The following is a 17,441-nucleotide window of genomic DNA, read 5'->3' as shown; positions in this document are numbered from 1 at the left end:
CCCCCCCCCCCCCCCCCCCCCCCCCCCCCCCCCCCCCCGGGCAGGAGCTTCTCCGCGCACGCGACGAAGCGCTGGTCGGGGCAGGGACAGCCTGGCAGGCCCGGATCCAGGTCATGAACCTCCATCAGACCAAGGGCCGGAAAGCCGACACCACGATCTTGTTCCTCGGAAGCAACGAGTTCCAGGGCTCCGAAGGGGAGCCGTACCCGACCGGCTCCGAGCTGCTGTACGTCGTCTTGACCCGCGCCAGGAACGGACACACCGCGTTGTTCCCCACCTGGTCCACGGTCTCTGGGAACCACTTGTCGCGGCTCTGCGATTGAGGCGGCCGACGCGCACTGGTGACTCGGGTGAAAGGGACTAGAGAACGGCGCTCACTCAAAGCAGGAGGGGTGAGCGCCATCGCACGTCACGACCGGTCAGCCCCATTAGGTCCAACGGGGCAACTCGGTGACGAGTGAGGTGTCAACGCAGGCGGTAGCCGAGGAGGGCGAGGCCGGCGGCTGCCGCGCGGCGTTGGTAGGCGCGCAGTCCGGGGGCGCCGGGGGGCGAGGGCCTGCGGGCGTTGCGGTGCCAGTGGCCGGTGAGCGCAGCGAGGAACGCCGTGGTGGTGTCGGGACTGCTGGCGGTAGCGGGGTGGTCACGGAGCAGACGGGCGATGTCTGCGGGCGCGTGTCCGGCGAGGACGAGCTGCGGCGCGAGGGAAGCGGCGTCGATGCAGGCCGGGCCGGTGGTGGCGTGCGCCCAGTCCACGAAGGTCACACCCTGGTCGTGGTCGCGGACCATGTTGTCGGCCCGCAGGTCGCCGTGGACGATGCGGGTGCCGCAGGCCAGGGCGGGCCAGGTCGCTTCCAGTTCGGCGAGCTGCGGCAGGTGGACGCGGGCGGCGGGGGCGAGGTCGTCCGGCGGATCGGCGGCAAGCTCGTCCCAGCCGTGCAGGGCCGCCGCCGTGGAGGGCACGGCGCTCACCGCCGCGGTGTACGGCGCGGGGGCGGGGCTGGAGGTGAGCTTGGCCAGCAGGTCCCAAGTCTGTTCGGCGTCGCCGGAGGCCGCAGAGAGGTCCGGGTGGGGTCCGTCGAGGTGGGCGATGACGACGGCGGTCCAGTCGGCGGCGCGGTGGATGCCCAGCAGGTCCGGGGCCGGAGCGCCACGCGGCAGAGTGTCGAGGACGGCCGCCTCGTGGAGGTTGGCGGCAGTGAGCGGGTCGTCGTCGGGGGCGGCCTTGACGAAGACCCGTCGACCGCTGTCTAGGCGGAGGGTGGCGGCGAGCTGGTGGCCGAAGCCGCCGCCCGGGGTGACCGCGTCGGTGACGGGTGCGCCGAGGGCGGTTTCGAGGCGAGCGCGCAGCGGCGGGGGGACGTCAATCCATTGAAGACGGCCGCTGGTGTGCGGTACAGGCATTAGGCGATGGGGATGGCGTAGGCGCGGGCGAAGTGGGTGCCGACGACGGCTTCGTGGAGGTGTCCGGCGATGGCGTGGTCGCCTTCGACGCCGATGACGACGTGGAGGTGGACAGAGCCGTTGCGGATCTCGCCGGTGCCGGTCATCTCGCCGGGCAGGTCGTACTTCGTGATGTTGTCCTTGAGGGCGTCGCCTTCGGGCATGGTCGAGACGGTGAAGGAGTCGGCGGCCCCGATCAAAGAGACGATCGCCGCATCGGTGATGCCGGCCTCGGCGGCCTGGCGGCTCAACCCGTCGACTAGCTCACCGGAGAAGACTTCAAAGACGATCACGCGTGACTCCGTCCGATCATGGGGCTCAGCTCCCGCAGCATGACTGAGGAGCACCAGCGGGCGCCAGCGGCACGGGGGTTGAGGGGCCTCTCTCGCAAAGCGAGTGGCGAGGAACTCCGCGCGGTGCGTGGTGTCTTGGGTGAAAGGGACTGAGGAATCCGCTTGTATCCGTCCACTAAAGCACCCGCTGACGTGCAGTGATGTCTCGAAGGGGAGATTGAGGGGGCGGACGCCTTGAAGCGAAACCTCTGGACACTTGCACGCGAGTTACCAGGCCCTGCCGACGGGGGTGACACCGTGCACGAGGCCGGTATGGAATTCATAGCGGTGCGCAACGCGTTCCTCGGCATGGCGAGGAACGCGCTGGACGACGTGGCCAGGCATGGCCAAAGCCTTCCCTCGTCCTGGTCCGATGCCCGTGATCAAAGATCAAGCTAATGTCCCGCCCCCCACAAGTGCGTTGAAGAAGTCCAGCGAGGTGTCGGCGCCGAAGCCCCCTCGACGGCAGACGTGTTCGCGCCCCTCCCAGCGGAAAACCACGGGCGCACGCCGACGGCACGCGGGATCATGAGACATGAGTCCGGATGACTGGCACCTCACCGAAGACCTCGACGACTTTCTCGCTCGCGCCGGAGACTTCCTACAGTCGCGTCCCGCCCTGCACACCGTCCCGCTGACGGTGACCGAGGCACTGCGTACGCGCGGGGCGGACGCGTACGGCGCCGACGCCCCCATCTTCGGCCTGCTGGAACGGGCGGGCGAGGTCCGTGCGACCTTCTTCCGTACCCCGCCCCGCCGCCTGACCCTCACCCCCCTCACCCCCGAAGAGGCCGACAGCCTCGCCGCTCAACTAGCCGGCCTCGGCCATCCCCTCCCCGGCGTCAACGCGGACCACGACACCGCCAGCTTCTTCGCAGAGGCTTGGCAGCGGCGCACGGGCGCGATACCGACGCTGCACGAGCGGGAGCGCCTGTACCGCTTGGGCACGCTCACGCCACCAGAACCGTTCCCTGAGGGCCGGGGGCGAGTCGCGGGCGAGCAGGACCGCGAGCAACTCATGCTTTGGCAACGCGAGTTCGTCACCGACATCGGAGGAGCCCCCTCTGCGGACAACAGCTCGTGGGCGGACACGCGCATCGCCCACGAACGCGTCACGCTCTGGGAAACCCCGGACGGCACCCCCGTCTCCATGGCGGGCAGGACGCCCATGGTCGCGGGCCAGATCCGGGTGGCCCCCGTCTATACCCCGGCACACCTGCGCGGTCGCGGTTACGCCGGCGCCGCGACAGTCGAGGTGAGCCGGGCCGCTCTAGCCGCAGGCGCGGCGGAGGTCCTGCTGTTTACGGACCTGGCCAACCCCACCAGCAACGGCCTCTATCAGCGGATTGGGTACCGCCCGATTACTGACTTTGCGCTGTACGACTTCTAGCATGCCGCGCCAGAGATCCGGCGAAGAACTCCGGTGCGCCCCGTGGCGGGCACCACAGCGAACACATCTCTCAGCAGGGGACTTCTCCGCCGAACCGCGCTGGACTTCTTCGACGAACTTGCGGCGCAGGACACCAGATCCGCGACTTGCGCAGCGAATGCCACGCAGCTCCCGACAGGGCCAGCGTCGACCGAGGAGCCGAGAGTCGTTCGTGATCGCGGTAGAGCTTCCAGTTGTAGGGAATGAGCGCAAGCTCGGTCGGGCCGCCCTGCACGCAGCCGTCATGTACCCAGGGCTTCGGCGTAGGCGGTATGGGGACGGAGTCACCAACATCGCCGCTGGCCTCCGCCACGACGATCGAAACCCGAGTCGACCCCTTCAGCTCCCCGGGCTCACATGATCACGAAACAGACGTCAGCGGACTTCGCCGAAGCCCTGCGCGCTGACCTGCGGCGACTAACTTGATTGGCAAGGGTGTTGGTGAGGCCGTCCCGGGGCGAGGAACTGGTGCGCGCCGCGCAGCGTGGTGCGCAACTTGCGCTGTGTCGAGCGGCTGTCCAGGCGGATGTCGAGGGGCCCGGGCAGGGTGCTGTCGGCTCGTAGGCCGGTGGGCAGTCGCGATGCGTCGAGTCCGTCGCGTCGGGCGATGAGCACGCCCAGCTCGTGCCGGCTGAGAGCCTGGTTCCCGCCGAGGTGGTGGACGCCGGTCGTGTCGCCCGACGCGAGTTCGATGAGCGCTGCGGCCAGATCGCTCGCGTGGACCGGGCATCGGAAGTCGTCTGTGAAGAGGACGCCATCGCGGGTGCCGGTGGCCAGTGCGTGGACGGTGCGTTCGTGCTCGGACTGGCCGTCGCCGATGATCAGCGAGGTGCGGGCCACGACGGCGTCCGGATGAAGCAGCAGCACCGTTTCCGCGGCGGCCTTCGCCGCTCCGTACGGGGTGATGGGGTCGGGCCTGCAGTGTTCGTCGTAGGGAACGTGACTCTGGCCGGAGAAGACGGCGTCGGTGGAGACCTGGATCATTCTGCTTCCGGCCTTCGCTGCGGCGATCGCGAGGCGGACGGGTCCCTCGGCTGTGACTGCCCAGTCGGCCCCGCCGCTCGACGCATTGACGATGACGCGAGGGTTCACCTCGGCCACGACCGCTTCCACGCTCCCTGGATCCCGCAGGTCGAGACTGCGCCAGGTAATCCCCGGAGCACTGCCGGGCCTGGTCGTATAGGTCGCGGCTGTCGGGCGCCCCGCCAATACAGCTTGCCGGACCAGCTCGGTGCCCAGGAACCCGGACCCACCTACGATCAGCAGCGTCATGAGGCGACACCCTAGATCGGTCAGGGCCCGGTGATGGCGAGAATGTGGGCAGAGGCATCGGTGAGGGCCGCGTGCGGTTCCGCGATGCGGGCCGCGGCGAGGGCCGCTTCGTACATGTCCGTGCCCATGAGGTTGGCGCTGGTGTACTTCTCGATGGCCTTGACCGCCACCCAGCCGGGTCCTTCGATTCCGTAGAGGCTGGGGTCGGTAAGACCGGCCTCCGTGACCTCCGCGCGCAGCTCGGTGGAGGTCTGGAAGTAGGCGACGGTGAAGCCGCGCTGTCCGGCGTAGCGGCCCTGGGCCAGGGTGTCACGGACCCCGTCCTGGATCGCGGACTCGGTGATACCGGTGGTCGCGATGTAGTCGAGGAGGGGCGAATAGCGGGAGATCGCCGCCGCGGCGATGAGCCCGCCAGGCCGGGCCACGCGGGCCGCCTCCGTCAGCGCGGAGATCCGGTCGGTCTTGTCGTGGAGGTGGTAGAGCGGGCCGAGAAGCAGAACGACGTCGTACGTCCTGTCCGCGGCGGTGAGGCGGCGGGCGTCGCCCAGCTCGGCCGTCACGCCGTCGATGGCGGCTGCCTGGGTGACGTGCTTGGGGACGGGGTCCACGACGTGCACCGTGTAGCCGTCGTCGGCCAACCATCGGGCGTGCGTTCCGGGACCACCGCCGACATCGAGCACGCGGGCCGGTGCCGGTGGGAGGTGGCGGCGCAGTAACTCGCGGGTGCGCGCGAACTCCAGGGTGCCTGTGGCGGTGGTCTGCAGCCGTGCGGCTTCGTCGGACCGGCTGTAGAAGTCGATGATCTCCGGGCGCACGGCGGGGTTGCTCGTCATCGGACCGTCCTTGTCAGGAGGGGCTGTCGGTGTCCGGCAGGGTAGGGGAGACCAGGAAGTGATCACTTTGATTTTCGGAGCCCTGTGACGGTCCGGCCCCCACCGCCGCTGCCACAGTGCCAGGGGATGCCTGCGGAGGGTGTGGGGTGGGTGGCGGCCGAAGTCACCGCGAGACGGTCAGGCGGCGGGCTGCCGGCCCTGGTGGTCGAGGTGGCAGCGGGCGGTCAGGCGTCAGGGTTGACTTCGGGGTGCGTGAACCGCACGGGCTTGCCCAGCGACCGGGCGTAGGCGATTTCGGCTCGGGTGCTGTCTCCGATGTAGTCGCCGACTACGAGCACCTCATCAGCGAGCCGGATCTTCGCCCGGTGCAGATCGTCGAGCCGAACCTTCAGCGCCTCGGCCTCGCCAGGATCGGACCAAAGTTCGTGCGGCGACTTCATGTCACAGCTCGGTTTGACGACAATCTTTCCGGCTTTGGTCTCCCGCAGATCGACCTCGTTCATCTCGGTCATGAAGCGGGTGGAGCCGCAGATCACGACGATACGCGGGAGGCTCAACAGCTTCTTCGCGTCGGCGAGCTTCTCCTCGGGGGTGAGCAGTTGCGGGTATGACACTGGTTCCTCCTGGTGGTGTGGTCCAAGGGCGACTCCGACTTCAGGGGAGCCTGTTCAGATCCTGCAGGCACCCCTCGTCGCCATCATGTCTCTGAGCCCTCCACGGGAGCCGGCCATATGCCGTCGATGAGCCAGGGTCGGACAACCGGCTCCAGGCCGCGGGAGAACTGGTCCCCGCCGCCACCTGCCATCCACTGCGCCCACTGGCGCGTCGCGCCCGCAGCCCAGTCCGCCACCTGGAGCTGCGGGTGGTCCTTGCTGTCCGCGAACTCGATGCCGCCCATGAAGGGGTTCATGAACTCGCCCGGCCGCGCGGGATCGGGGAGGAAGTGCACGGTGTGCAGGCGGGTGGTGTTGCGGTCGACTACTTTCGATGCGTCGTGCACCAGGCGGAACTTGCCCAGGGTCTGACCGAACGTGGTGGCGAGGCAGTACAAGCTTGGGATAGCCGGATCCAGCTCGTCCCGATGCCCCTGGGATGCGATCTCCGCTGCGGTCTCGTCAGCGACGGGCCGGCCGTATTCCAGGACCTCCACGTACTCGGCGAACTGCTGGCTTTGCACGGAGGTCTTGAGGGCGGCTATGGCCGCGTACAGCTCGTCGGTGGTGGCCTTCTGCCGGACCCAGTTCACGAACGCCTGGAGCATCCGGTCGTAGGCGTCCGCATCCCCCATGACCGGGCCGGCCAGGTGCAGCATGTTCGCCAGGGCGAGGGTTTCCTTCCCCTCGTACAGGTTGTAGCCGTCCCGGTGCGCCATGGGTTCCACGATGACGTCGACCATCTTGGTCATCACCATGAATCGCTTGTGGACCAGGTACGTCCGCACGCTCCCCTCGGGCAGGCGCGCGAAGGCGTTCATCAGCGCCTTCCGTCCGCCGCTGGAACCCGCCAACGACGTGTACTTCGGCTCGCGCAGATTGCGCGGGAGCTGCCCACGGACCTCGTTGACGATGGAGGCGGCGAGGTAGTCAGGGAGGTGAACCCCGGCCACCGTGAAGACAGTTTGGTGCGGGTCGAGGAGGTTCTGGCCCGAGTTGGCGGACTCGTCGACGTAAACGACGGGGCGCTCCATGGGTGAAGTGGACATGTATGGAGGATGCCCGCCAGCGTCGGGGCGGGCCCGCCGCAGTCGGCGCTGGCACCCGCAGCGGTCGGCTATCCCCTCAACCTCGATCGTGCCGACCGGTGAACATAGCCACAGGGGAAGCAGTTGTCCGCCGACATCGAACCAAGTCCGTGGAGTTCCTTGCCATCCAACGTAGTCGTCGCAGGTCATAGCGTTGGTGAGTGGGGACGGCCACACCAACGCCCTTGTCAATCAAGTTAGTCGCCGCAGGTCAGCGCGGGGCGGACGACTGGATTCGCTGTCCAAGGACAGCAGTTCGCCGGGGGCAGACAGGAAAGATCGCGGAAAGACTGGCCAACGTGCGTGAGGACATGTCAACCTAGACGACCTTGCAAGAAACCCCAGGTCAGAGAGGTGATTGCCCGTGACCGTAGCGCCCGTGGGCTCCGGTTTCGCTACCACCGTTGAAGCCCTGCGGCTGCGTGAGTGGCAGCTCGGACCCGGCCAGCCCACGCTCGTGATGGACCAGTTCTCCGCAGAGGACTTCCACCTGATTGTGGACGACCGCGCGGACGTGCACGTCAGCTCGAAGGACGGCCGCTTCTACCTCGGTTGGTTCCCGCTCGGCCGTCCCGGCACGGACGGCGAGGGATGGAAGATCGCTGTGTCCGGCACGGCCAAGGTGCGCGGTTACCACCTGTCGTTCGACATCGAGACGCCGGCCGACATCGTCGCCGCCGCCGTGGCGCGCGTGCTGGAGACCTCACGTCGTGTACGACAGCGCGCCCACGAGTAGTTCTCGCCCGGGCGGCCGGTCAGATGTCGGGCCCCGCCCTTTTCACCGCTCACTGTTTCCGCTCACCCCAGGAGGCTGTTCGTGACGACCCCGGAGATGACCGTCGGTGATCTCATCGACCTGCTGTCCGCCTGCGACCGGGATGCTCCGGTCCGCCAGGCCATGAACCCCTTCTTTCCGATGGCGCACCGCCTGGCGCAGGTCGTGCAGTCCGTGGATGAGACCGGCCGGACCGTCGTCTACCTCGCCGAGGGGCGGGACGAGGACGCACAGCTCGGCCATCTGCCGCCCGAGGTCGCCATCGCCCTGACCTGGCAGGGCCCCGTCCAGGCACCCCCGCGCCGCCCCCGCCGCCGTGCCGGCGGCAACTAGAGCCGCACCGACCCCTTGGAGGCGCCCCTGTACCCCGACTTCCCGCCCGACCCGTCCAACCCGCCCGGCGGCCAGCCCGCGTTCTGGGTCGGCCCCCGGCATCTGGCCGGTGACGACGGGTGCCTCTACGACGGCGTTGCCGACACGCTCTCCGGGCTGGGCTGGACGAGCCTGACGATCGTCCGCGGACGTCATGAGCCGGACGAGGCACCCCAGGACCGCCAGGTCCTGCGCAGCACCGTTCTGCACATCAGCTCCGACACCCTCCGATGGGCGCAGTGGAGCCTGGCGGACGAGCCGTTCCACCTGGGAGACCTGCCGATCGCCTGGCAGATCTCCGCCCGCGCGGACACCAGCAGCCCGCTCGCGTCGTGGTCGTGCTACTTCACCACCGACGTCCCAGGCGAGGCTGTGGCCGACTTCCTCGTCGCGCTCGACGCCCGAGACCAGCCCGCCGTGCCGTTCGCCGGACCCGAACTGGTCCTCGACGCCGTAGCCGCACACGGCTGGCTCCGCGACATCGACCAGCCCGACGCGGCAGCGACGGACCCGACGTTCACCTCGCACATCAGCCTCGGCGAGGTACCGCCCCTCATCCAGGACGCCGACCCGCGCGCCCTGACGACCGAGGCCGACGAGCCAGGACCAGTCGGATGGCAGGCATGGGCCGAGCCCGCGCTCGGCGCCCCCTGCCTGTGGGCGGCCTCCTTCGGGGCCAGCGCCCCGCACGACCTCGTGGCAGCTTTCGCCACTTCCCTCAGCTCGACCGCACCGGTCCTGCGCCGGGTGCTGCCCGAGGCCACCCGGGAGCGACTGCTGCGGGCGCCGGCCTAGCCATCGACGGCGCACCTAACCAGACGGAAGAAACCCGGTCCCCGAACAGGGGCCGGGCTTCTGGTATTTCCCTCCGGGGCTCGGGCGAGCCATCGAGTCGGAGGACGGCGACCGGGGCGACGAGTACAGGGTGTCGGGCCTGCCCGGCACTGGTGATCGTCTCCGGCCCCAAGGCGGGGAAGTGCGGTGAAGCGGGGGTCTGCTCGGTGTATTGAAGCGGATCGGGTGATGTCGGTTGATTGCCTGACAGGTAGCGGCTGGGTCCGATAGACGTGTACACATGGACGACTCCACGCCTGGTGAACGCACTCCCGCAGATGGCGAGCCCGCGCCCTCTGACGAGAAGTCGAAGAGCTGGTACGCGAAGCACAAGCCGAAGATCCGCGTCATGGGCGGCGTGACTCTGAGCGTAAGTCTGGCCGTGGTCGCTTACCTCGCAAAGCAGGGCTCCACAAGGCATGAGGTCGAGGACATCGCGGATTACGAACCGGCCTCCGACGATGAAGCTACGGAGCAACCTCGCCAGTCCTCGCCTGCCCCTGACCGCGACCCCTTCCTCCGAAGGCTCCCTCCCGGTCAGCACGCCAGCGAAGAGGCCAAGGGGAGGTATAGGGAGTTGACGGGGAACGAGCTTCCTGACGGTTACACCGTGGTTCGCCGCTGGATGTACGGAACCGCAGCCTGACCACCGCACTGGTGTCCGTCAAAGCGGAACAAGCACAGCACTGCTGCCCCCGAAGTCCTGGTCGGGGGCAGCAGTGGTGTCGGGGCCTGTCAGCTGGCTGCCGTGGCCTTGGTGAGGGCCTTGTCGAGGTGGCGGTCGACGAGGGCCGGGGAGCCGGAGACGATCAGCAGCAGGCTGCCGTCGCGGATCGCGGTCTGCTTGACCACGGTGCTCCGTCCTCCGGCGGAGAACGTCAGGAGCTGGCTCCACTGCTCGTCACCGAGGCCGTGGGGCGCGGGCAGCTTCTGCGAAGCGATGTCGATCGGGGTGCCGCCCGCGACGACCTGGTAGGTAGGGCATCCGGTCATGGCGTCGAAGATCCGGCCGATGCCGTCGGACAGCTTGGTCGCGCCGTCGCTGTACAACTCCTCCGAGAACTCCGAGGAGCTGCCGCCGTAGGTGAAGGCCGTCTTCGCTTTGCGGGGGAAGGTGAGCGTGGCGCCGGTGGCCGCGTCGCCGCCCAGTTCGCTCAGGGCCGGGCAGCCGATGACGGTGACGTCGTCGTGCTGGGCGGGGCGCTCCGGCTTGCGCAGGTAGCCGCTGCCGAGGTCGCGCTGGTCGAGCAGGCGCGTCTCCAGCTCGGCCGACGTCAGCGGAGCAGCCTGGGTTGTGTCGGCCGGCGACCCGGTGCGGGCGGAGGCGGCGGTGGCGTGCTTGGCGCCGGTGGTGTCGGTGGAGCAGGCGGACACGGCGAGGAGGGCGGCGGTGATGCCGAGGACGGTGGTGGCGACGCGAACGCGCATGACGGAACTGACCCCTTGGTGCTGGACGACGGGTGGTCAGTGCGGGCCCGCGGGCCCGGTGGGGTCGTAGGAGTGGAGGTCAGTGCCCGAGGTGGCGCAGGCAGTCCTCGAACGTGGCGTGCGTCGCGTCCGCCGGTCCGCGGTTCCGGTTGAACCAGGCGGTGTCGAGGCGGGTTTCCTGCTGCTGGTGGCCGACCCGGCACCGCAGCCAGATCTGGTCGCGGGTGGAGAGGATGAGCCAGTCCCGGTATGCGCCGCACTCGGCGCAGGCGACCATCTCGCCGTCGAGGACGAGCGGCTGCTTCCACGGCATCATGGTGCCGCCGACCTGGTCGTGGCTGGGTACCCGCAACTCCGGCGGAAGGAAGTCGTCCACCACCGCGGTCGGCTCGATGTGTTCCGGCTCGGCCGGCGGCATCCCGATCCCGGGCGGGACCTCGTTCTGCAGCCGCGCCGACAGCTCGAAGAACCGGCGCTGTTCCTCGCTGGGCTCCTTGGCCCGGCGGCGTATTCGCTGAAACACCCTGGCGTCCTCCTGTGCCTCGTCCTGCTCGATTCATGATCGTGCCTTACGCCCCTGGCGGTTTCAATTCACAAAGTCCACAGTCGCCTTCGGGCAGGTCATCAGGCGGTTTCCGCCTCCTGGGGGCGCGGATGACGAGTGGGCACGGCGCGTGTCTCGAGCGGATGAGTGATGTCCCCTCGGCGTGCCCGAACACGTCACGTCGGCTTCGACCGCCCAACTTCGCGTCGCCTACTGGCTCGAGTCGCCGCACCTGCGCCCTTGCGTTCCTCCTGAGTGTGCGTAGCGCCCGTGACCCACAACGCGGGCCTGAACGCCGCCGGGGTCCGCTGTGGCGTACGGCCATGCTGTGGCACGCGAGCGGGGAGGTGGCGGTGCGCCTGCTCCTGGTCGTGCGCTGAGGCTGCACCCCGGCTGGCAGGGCTCACCGGGTTTTGCCCGATGTCTCCTCCCCGCTGCGGCCGCGGCCTGGCGCGGAAGTCTGGGGTGCCGTCCTGTGCGTTGGGGGCTGGACCCCAGCGGTGCCGCTCTCGGACAGGGGCGAGGCGTCGGCGGGCAGATCGGCCGTCCGCCGCATCCGCCACACCAGCACGTCGCTCACCGACTCCGCGGTGTCGAGTTCACGACGCCCGACCGCGGCGGACAGAAGAGCGGCCGGATCGTGGCCGGCGGCTTCGGCTTCCGCGATGGTCGCGGCCAGGGCGTACCAGCCGGGCTCGGCGAGGATCCGCTCGGCGAGCCCCGGCAGCGCTTCGCGCAGCAGCACGGTCTGCCGCTGGAGCACCGGCCGGCTCAGACGTCGGCCTCGCTGGTAGAGCACGCCGAGCGGCTGAGCGGCGGCGGCCCGGTAGGCGGTGCGCAGGTGCCCGGCCGCCTGGGCGGCGGCTTCGGCCTGCTGGGCATGGCCCTTTCTCGCGTGCCAGTGGGCGGCGGCGGTGATGAGGAAGAACAGCATGTCGATCGCCATCGCGGTGGTGGCACCGTCCTCACCGCGGCCGAGGGCGGGCCCGCCGTGGACGAGGTCGCGGGCGGCCTGCCGCAGCGCGCGGTCGTGCCCGCGTACGGCGCGCACGTGGGAGCGGGAGGCCCGCTCGAACGCTGTTGCGGCGTCTCGCAGTTCGCGGCGGGTGTGTGCGGCGGAGGTCTTCGCGAGCGCGTCCAGGACCTCGCCGGCGGCGGCGATGTGGGCGGCGGCGACCGCGTCGTCGCCGTGCTCGACGATGAGCACGGCCTGCCACGCAGCCGATGCCGTCCCGCGGCGGGCGGAGGCCGGGGCGCCAGGCCCCGTACGGACCGTGTCCTCCTTCCATGACGTCGGCTCGGTCCCGGTGCCGCCGGACCAGCGCTCCCGGATCCGGGGCAGCGACAGGTCGGGGGCCAGGCGCGCGCCGGGGTAGAACACCGGCTCGCCGTCCTTGTTCAGGTCGTCGGGCAGAGCGACCTTGTATCCGAGGAGGTCTCCGGAGGGCGCGGCGCGCTTACGGATCAGGACGCCGGCAGCGGCGAGCCGGTCGAAGAACTCCTCGTCACTCCTCGCACCGGACACCGCGCGCCGTACCGTCTCGCGCAGCTCCTCGCGGGCGGTGCGCTCGCGACCCTGGCGTTCGGCCTTGTGGCGTTCGGCGCTGGTGGGCCGCTGGGCGGCGGTGCCGTCGCCGGAGGCGACCTGGTGGAGGCCGAGTTCCTTCTCGATGAGGCGGCACTCGGCCTGCGCGCGTTTGCCGGAGCGGAAGTCGTCGGGGCGGCTGCCGTCCTCGCACACCAGGGTGGCGACGATGTGGATGTGGTCGTCGGCGTGGCGTACGGCGGCCCAGCGGCAGCCAGGCTGCCCGTCGCCGGGGTCGATGCCGGTGGCGGCCACGATCCGCCGGGCGATCTCACCCCATTCCTCGTCGGACAGGATCCGGTCGTCCGCCGTCGCGCGCACGGAGGTATGCCACACGTGCTTGGCCGGACGCGCGTGCTTCGGCAGGGCCATCACGGGCTGGTCCAGGAGCTGCTGCAGGTCCTTGAGGGTGGCGTTCGGGTCACGGCCGGGGTCGGGGGCCATGCCGTCGAAGGAGGCCACGAGATGGGGGTCGGTGTGGTCCTCGTACTTGCCGGTCTCGTAGAGGTATTTGAGGAGACCGAAGGTCTCTGATCCGGCGTTGTTGACGCTGGGGATCATGCGCCGTGGCGTTCGATCAGGCGTGTGGCGGCTGCATGCGCGGTGTCGGCGGCCCGCTGTACGGCGGCGACGGCCGCATCGAGCTGGGGAGCGTCCGCGCCGGAGTTGAGTGCCTTGACCGCCTGGTTGAGGTTGCTGCCGGCCCAGCCGAGCCGACGCCGGCTGTCGAACAGGGCTGTGATCACTTCGCGTTCGTCGGCTATCTCGGCGCTGGTTCGGTCGAGGTCGCGGGCTGCGGCGAGCGCGGCGCGGGCGAGGAACCCGGCGACGGACAGGTTGCATCGGGCGGCGGCGGACTTGATCAGCGCGAACTCTTCTTCGTTGAAACGAGTGTTGGGCTGGTGCAGGCGCTTCGTGGCGCGAGGCTGACGCGGACGCTGACGAGCGCGCACAGCGCGCTCGCGGTGGCTGCGGCGCTCGGTCGGCTTCTTCTCCTGTCCCGGCTTCGATCCGCCCTCGGTCGAAGCCTCCTCGACCTGCGCCCCCCGGTGCAGGTCCTCCCCGTCCCACTTGGGGGCGGGGTTGGCGGAAGCTACGCTTCCGCCCCAACTTGCTCGCCCCGAGACCGAGTTGGAGTCGGGATCAAGTTCCGGGGCGGTGCCGTTCGGGGTGGGGTTCGTCATCGGGTTTCGGGCCTCATGGTGCGGGTGTGGTCCTGGATGGTCGCGGCCAGCGTGACGACGTCGGCCGGTCCCATGAGGACGCGGACGGGTCCGTCGGGCCGGTCCTGGACGAGCCACTGGCCGTTCGGCGTGAGGACGGCGGCGTGCAGGAGACGCCGGCGGACCAGGACGTCCGCCCAGGCGATGGCCTCGGCGGCGGTGGGCTCGGATGGACGAGGGGGACACGGAATCACGGCGTGCCTCCTTAAGCGGGGCGGTGGCCCGGCACGGAGCCGGGCCACCACCCGTTGCGGATAGGGGCGTTGAGCTGGGGATTTGACGGTTCAGCCGCACTCGGGGCAGCGCCCGACGTGGCTGCTGAGCGCCCGGGCCATCCGCTGCTTCGTCGCGGCAGCCTGCTTTGCGCTGGACTTCGCCGCCGGCCTGCCCTCGTGCCGCTTGGAGTGGGCGAGCATGAAGCCGATCTCTCGCTCGTACTCCGCACGGACGGTGTCGAACTGGTGGCAGGTCTTCATCGGGCGACGCTCCTTGTCTTTGTGGTGTCGTCGCTCCGCAGTTCCTGGAGGACGAGGCTCAGCCGGTCGTTCCGGCCGCCCTTCAGGCCCTCGCGGCGGAGGATCTCCCGCAGCTGGACCCGGGTGACGGACTCGTTGCCGTCCCGTTCGAGCAGGGTGGGGACGTGGGGGCGGACCTGCTGGACGAGCTGGTCCACCGACTGCTCCAGTTCGCGTGGCGGGCGCTGTGTCTGAGGGGTGCGGGACCGGCCGCGCTTCCCCTTGTTCTTCGTCCTGGTCTTTGCGGTCGGCTTCCGCCGGAGAGGGACCTGGTGTCCCCGGTCCCCGGTGGGTTCGGTCCCCGTGTCGGTGTCGGTCGGTCCCCGGTCCCCGGTGGGTTCGGTCCCCGTGTCGGTGTCGGTCGGTCCCCGGTCCCCGGTGGGTTCGGTCCCCGACTCGGCGGCGTTCGGTCCCCGACGCGAATCAGGGCCCTGAGCAGGAACCTCTCGCGTCAGGCGCTCGGTCCCCACGCCTCGGGTGTCCCCCTCCGAGGCTTCCGGGTTGGCGGGACCGGTCCCCGGGACCGGGCCTGCTTCTAGGGCTTCGGTCCCCACACCGGTCCCCGCGTTCTCGCCTTCGGTCCCCGGGTCTGCCGACGCCTTCGAGTCCGCAAGCTCGGGGACCGGTCCCCTCGGATCGCTCGGTCCCGGGTCCCCGTCCGACTCGTCGGGACCGTGGGGACTGGGGACGGGGACCGGCGCTTTCGGGGCCGACTGCAAGGGGACCGTGGCTGGCGTTGTGGTGCTCTGCGCCGGGGACCAGGGCGAGGGCAGCGGGACCGTGGCGAGCGCGAGTGCGTGCCGGCGGGCGGCGAGTTGGTCGAGCAGGTTCGCGCGCTGGAGGGGGTCGGTGCCGACCGAGGCCCTGCCGACCGCCTTCGACAGGCGCCGCGTGAGCCGCCGGCCGCGCCAGCTCCGCTGCTGCTCGGGTGTGCGCTCGGCGAGGCGGGCGGCCAGGGCGACCGCACGGGCGGTCGCCCGGTCTCGGGTGATCTGTGCGGCGTCGCGGTCTCGCGCGGCGATGCCGAGGCGGGACAGGAGCCGCTCGCGTGCCTCCCGGCCCAGGACGGCGATCAGTCCGTGGGAGGCGGCGCCCGGGGTGCGAAGACGCAGCTCGATTCCCATCGCGAGGTGCCACAGCATCGCCGCCATGACCGGCCCGACGAAGGCCCGGACTGTGCCGCCGATGGGACCGCTCTCGGCGTAGGCGGGGATCACCTGCACTCCGGTGATCACCCAGACCAGGGTGCCCGGCATGCCGGGGGCACCCTGAGTGGCCATGTTCTGGCGTGCCATCAGCGCGGTCGCGAAGAGCGCCAGCTCGGCCGCGGCGAACATGCCGGCCCGCTCGGCGGTGCCGGCCATGTCGAGGAAGTCGGCCGCGAAGCGCCATGAGGTGTCGGCGCTGTAGGCGGTGCAGCCGAGGGCAGCAAGGGCAGCGACCTTGACCGCCGGACCGCCGAGACGTTTCTGCGGGCGCGTACCCCGGCGCCGGATCGTCCAGGCGACCAGCACCAGCACGAGGGCGGCGGGCACGCCGGCGGCGAGGAGGAGAGGGAGGTCCGGAGCGGCGCTGAGGGCCAGGACGGGGTGGGTCATGCGGCCTTTCCGAGAGAGGCGTGCGCCGGAGTCGACGCTGCCGGGCGGGCTATCGGCTGCTGTGTGCCGGGTGCAGCGGGCGCGGGGCTGCCTGCTGCCGTGGTGGTCTTCTTCCGCTTCTTCTTGGGCCGCGGCACGCCGTAGGTGCGGTCGCGGTCGAAGACCTTGTTGGCGGCCTGCCGGAGCAGGTCTCGGGCGTGCTTGTGGCTGATTTGCAGGGCGGCGGCGAGCCGGTCGGGCCGCCAGCCGCGCACGTAGGCGTGGTCGATGACGACCTGCCGCTCGGCCTCGGTCAGATGCACGTCGCGTCCCTGGAAGAAGGCCGTCACGCGCCGGTAGTCGAGACGCTGGGGCAGTCCGTCGTGCAAGGGACGCCTCTCGGCTTCGGTGAGGCCGCCCCAGACGCCCTCCTTGAGGACGTTCTCCAGGGCGAAGTCGAGGCAGTCGCGGCGTACCGGGCACCAGCCGCACAGCTCCTTCGCCTCGGCGATGTCCTCGTGGTCCCGGGGCCCGGGGAAGAAGACGGCGTCGGCGTCCTCGACGTCCATGCCGTGGCACGCTCCGCGGGTGTGCCAGCTGGTGTCTCCGATGCCGCGCAGGCCGGTGGCCGGCGCGTCGTGCGTGGTGATGTGGCGCATGGCGATCTCCGATGTGCTGCCGCGTCGGCCGACCGGGGCGGTGCTCGGCGGGCGCGGCGTCGGGTGCCGGCTGCGGGCGCATGGGCGTGCGCCGGCGGCCGGGGCGGGACGGTGAAGTTGGGAGGCGGTGCATCGGACGGGATGCACGCCCCGGATGCGCCGGTCAGGCCATCGCGGGCCGCTGAGCCCGCTCCGTCTGCTGGGCCTGCTGGGCGGCGGCGAGGTCGAGGCGGCCGGGATGTGGGGTGGCGCGCGGGGCAGTGGTACGTACCCCGTCGTCGGGGCCGATCCGGCGGCGGCGACACGGCTCGCCGGGCTGGGCCAGGCACCACTCGCAGCGAACGCTCAGGGCGTCGGGCTGCCCCAGGGCGACGGCCATTTCGCGTGCTGCTCGGGCGGGCCGGTAGGGCGCGAGGGCGGCTCGGGCGGCGGGCGGTATGCAGGAGCCGATCTCCCGCAGCCGCGCCTCCAGCCTCGGGTCGATTCCGTCGCGACCGCTGGTGATCGCCCGGGCCTGCGCGGGCTGCGCGGTGCCGGCGGCGACGGCGCGGCGGGTGCCGACCAGCTCGGCGGTCCAGGCGGCCTGGTCGTCCGGGTCGACGGACGGCGTGGGATCGGTGTGCCGGGCCAGGCGGTCGCGCCGGTAGCTCTCCCAGGGACGGGCGATGTCCGCGGGCAGGATCTGGTATGGCGAGGTGCGGATGTGCTGGCGGGCGGCGACGCGGGCGTCCCAGCCGTGCGGGGTGGCCATCGGCACGTCGCCGAGCAGCTCATGCCACTGGGCGAGCTGGTCGCGGGCCTCGCCCTGGTCGGTGCGGATGGTGCGGGGGTCGAGTCGGCCGATGTAGGCCAGCAGGGCGGCGGTTTCGCGGCGGTCCACGG

At 70.6% G+C, this 17,441-nt stretch carries 21 protein-coding genes; 6 read left to right on the top strand and 15 right to left on the bottom strand.

From position 1 onward, the window contains the following. Positions 1 to 113 precede the first annotated feature (113 nt). A complete protein-coding gene (locus ACN6LD_RS09170; RefSeq protein ID WP_445042843.1) occupies positions 114 to 323 on the top strand; it encodes a hypothetical protein in 210 nt (69 codons plus the stop codon). A 142-nt stretch (positions 324 to 465) separates the two neighbouring features. Here ACN6LD_RS09170 and ACN6LD_RS09165 read toward each other — a convergent pair whose 3' ends face one another. Together ACN6LD_RS09165 and ACN6LD_RS09160 are read right to left on the bottom strand one after the other, a co-directional pair. Beyond that, on the bottom strand, positions 466 to 1,401 hold the full coding sequence (locus tag ACN6LD_RS09165; protein ID WP_445036610.1) for a phosphotransferase family protein: 936 nt from the start codon (positions 1,399 to 1,401) through the stop codon (positions 466 to 468). Beyond that, on the bottom strand, positions 1,401 to 1,733 hold the full coding sequence (locus ACN6LD_RS09160; RefSeq protein ID WP_445036612.1) for a PCC domain-containing protein: 333 nt from the start codon (positions 1,731 to 1,733) through the stop codon (positions 1,401 to 1,403). Before ACN6LD_RS09160 ends, ACN6LD_RS09165 begins: the two co-directional genes overlap by 1 nt. 574 nt (positions 1,734 to 2,307) lie before the next feature. Between ACN6LD_RS09160 and ACN6LD_RS09155 the strand changes: the two genes are divergently transcribed. Then, a complete protein-coding gene (locus ACN6LD_RS09155) occupies positions 2,308 to 3,162 on the top strand; it encodes a GNAT family N-acetyltransferase (RefSeq protein WP_445036613.1) in 855 nt (284 codons plus the stop codon). A gap of 456 nt (positions 3,163 to 3,618) precedes the next feature. Here the strand turns inward: ACN6LD_RS09155 and ACN6LD_RS09150 are convergent, their stop codons facing one another. The 4 genes from ACN6LD_RS09150 to ACN6LD_RS09135 all read right to left on the bottom strand — a co-directional run bounded on the left by ACN6LD_RS09150 (position 3,619) and on the right by ACN6LD_RS09135 (position 7,008). After that, positions 3,619 to 4,473, bottom strand: a complete 855-nt coding sequence (locus ACN6LD_RS09150) for an SDR family oxidoreductase (protein WP_445036614.1) — start codon at positions 4,471 to 4,473, stop codon at positions 3,619 to 3,621. 20 nt (positions 4,474 to 4,493) lie between these two features. Then, positions 4,494 to 5,306 (bottom strand): class I SAM-dependent methyltransferase, encoded by an 813-nt coding sequence (locus tag ACN6LD_RS09145; protein ID WP_445036616.1) that lies wholly within the window; start codon positions 5,304 to 5,306, stop codon positions 4,494 to 4,496. A 224-nt stretch (positions 5,307 to 5,530) separates the two neighbouring features. After that, positions 5,531 to 5,920, bottom strand: a complete 390-nt coding sequence (locus ACN6LD_RS09140) for a hypothetical protein (protein WP_445036617.1) — start codon at positions 5,918 to 5,920, stop codon at positions 5,531 to 5,533. Positions 5,921 to 6,003: 83 nt separating this feature from the next. Beyond that, entirely contained in the window at positions 6,004 to 7,008 is a 1,005-nt protein-coding gene (locus tag ACN6LD_RS09135; protein WP_445036618.1) for a DUF3800 domain-containing protein, read from the bottom strand. A 403-nt stretch (positions 7,009 to 7,411) separates the two neighbouring features. On the opposite strand from ACN6LD_RS09135, the gene ACN6LD_RS09130 reads away from it, so the two are divergent. The 4 genes from ACN6LD_RS09130 (at position 7,412) to ACN6LD_RS09115 (ending at position 9,674) form a co-directional block, all read left to right on the top strand. Then, a complete protein-coding gene (locus ACN6LD_RS09130; protein WP_057608361.1) occupies positions 7,412 to 7,783 on the top strand; it encodes an SPDY domain-containing protein in 372 nt (123 codons plus the stop codon). An 81-nt stretch (positions 7,784 to 7,864) separates the two neighbouring features. Next, complete coding sequence (locus tag ACN6LD_RS09125) at positions 7,865 to 8,155, top strand: hypothetical protein (RefSeq protein ID WP_057608360.1); 291 nt, start codon at positions 7,865 to 7,867, stop codon at positions 8,153 to 8,155. Between the two features lie 15 nt (positions 8,156 to 8,170). Then, a complete protein-coding gene (locus ACN6LD_RS09120; protein ID WP_445036621.1) occupies positions 8,171 to 8,989 on the top strand; it encodes a DUF317 domain-containing protein in 819 nt (272 codons plus the stop codon). 280 nt (positions 8,990 to 9,269) lie between these two features. Then, a complete protein-coding gene (locus ACN6LD_RS09115) occupies positions 9,270 to 9,674 on the top strand; it encodes a hypothetical protein (protein ID WP_445036622.1) in 405 nt (134 codons plus the stop codon). A gap of 89 nt (positions 9,675 to 9,763) precedes the next feature. Here ACN6LD_RS09115 and ACN6LD_RS09110 read toward each other — a convergent pair whose 3' ends face one another. From ACN6LD_RS09110 to ACN6LD_RS09070, 9 genes are all read right to left on the bottom strand, one after another. Then, positions 9,764 to 10,456 (bottom strand): hypothetical protein, encoded by a 693-nt coding sequence (locus ACN6LD_RS09110; protein ID WP_445036623.1) that lies wholly within the window; start codon positions 10,454 to 10,456, stop codon positions 9,764 to 9,766. 79 nt (positions 10,457 to 10,535) lie between these two features. Further along, entirely contained in the window at positions 10,536 to 10,979 is a 444-nt protein-coding gene (locus ACN6LD_RS09105) for a hypothetical protein (protein WP_445036624.1), read from the bottom strand. 424 nt (positions 10,980 to 11,403) lie between these two features. Then, positions 11,404 to 13,146, bottom strand: a complete 1,743-nt coding sequence (locus ACN6LD_RS09100) for a relaxase/mobilization nuclease domain-containing protein (protein ID WP_445036625.1) — start codon at positions 13,144 to 13,146, stop codon at positions 11,404 to 11,406. Continuing rightward, positions 13,143 to 13,769, bottom strand: coding sequence for a plasmid mobilization protein (locus ACN6LD_RS09095; protein WP_445036626.1), 627 nt, complete (start codon positions 13,767 to 13,769; stop codon positions 13,143 to 13,145). The genes ACN6LD_RS09100 and ACN6LD_RS09095 overlap by 4 nt, the downstream gene beginning before the upstream one ends. Continuing rightward, positions 13,766 to 14,002, bottom strand: a complete 237-nt coding sequence (locus ACN6LD_RS09090; protein WP_445036628.1) for a hypothetical protein — start codon at positions 14,000 to 14,002, stop codon at positions 13,766 to 13,768. Before ACN6LD_RS09090 ends, ACN6LD_RS09095 begins: the two co-directional genes overlap by 4 nt. A 90-nt stretch (positions 14,003 to 14,092) precedes the next feature. After that, entirely contained in the window at positions 14,093 to 14,284 is a 192-nt protein-coding gene (locus ACN6LD_RS09085) for a hypothetical protein (RefSeq protein ID WP_445038321.1), read from the bottom strand. After that, on the bottom strand, positions 14,281 to 15,921 hold the full coding sequence (locus ACN6LD_RS09080) for a hypothetical protein (RefSeq protein WP_445042842.1): 1,641 nt from the start codon (positions 15,919 to 15,921) through the stop codon (positions 14,281 to 14,283). The genes ACN6LD_RS09085 and ACN6LD_RS09080 overlap by 4 nt, the downstream gene beginning before the upstream one ends. Next, on the bottom strand, positions 15,918 to 16,559 hold the full coding sequence (locus ACN6LD_RS09075; protein WP_269655416.1) for a WhiB family transcriptional regulator: 642 nt from the start codon (positions 16,557 to 16,559) through the stop codon (positions 15,918 to 15,920). Before ACN6LD_RS09075 ends, ACN6LD_RS09080 begins: the two co-directional genes overlap by 4 nt. A 163-nt stretch (positions 16,560 to 16,722) precedes the next feature. Further along, the gene (locus ACN6LD_RS09070; RefSeq protein WP_445042841.1) at positions 16,723 to 17,439 is read right to left on the bottom strand and encodes a zinc finger domain-containing protein; all 717 of its coding nucleotides are present in this window, start codon (positions 17,437 to 17,439) and stop codon (positions 16,723 to 16,725) included. Between the last annotated feature and the right edge of the window lie 2 nt (positions 17,440 to 17,441).

Source organism: Streptomyces sp. SAS_272 (genome assembly GCF_052543235.1).
This window is presented reverse-complemented; position numbering and strand designations above follow the sequence as displayed.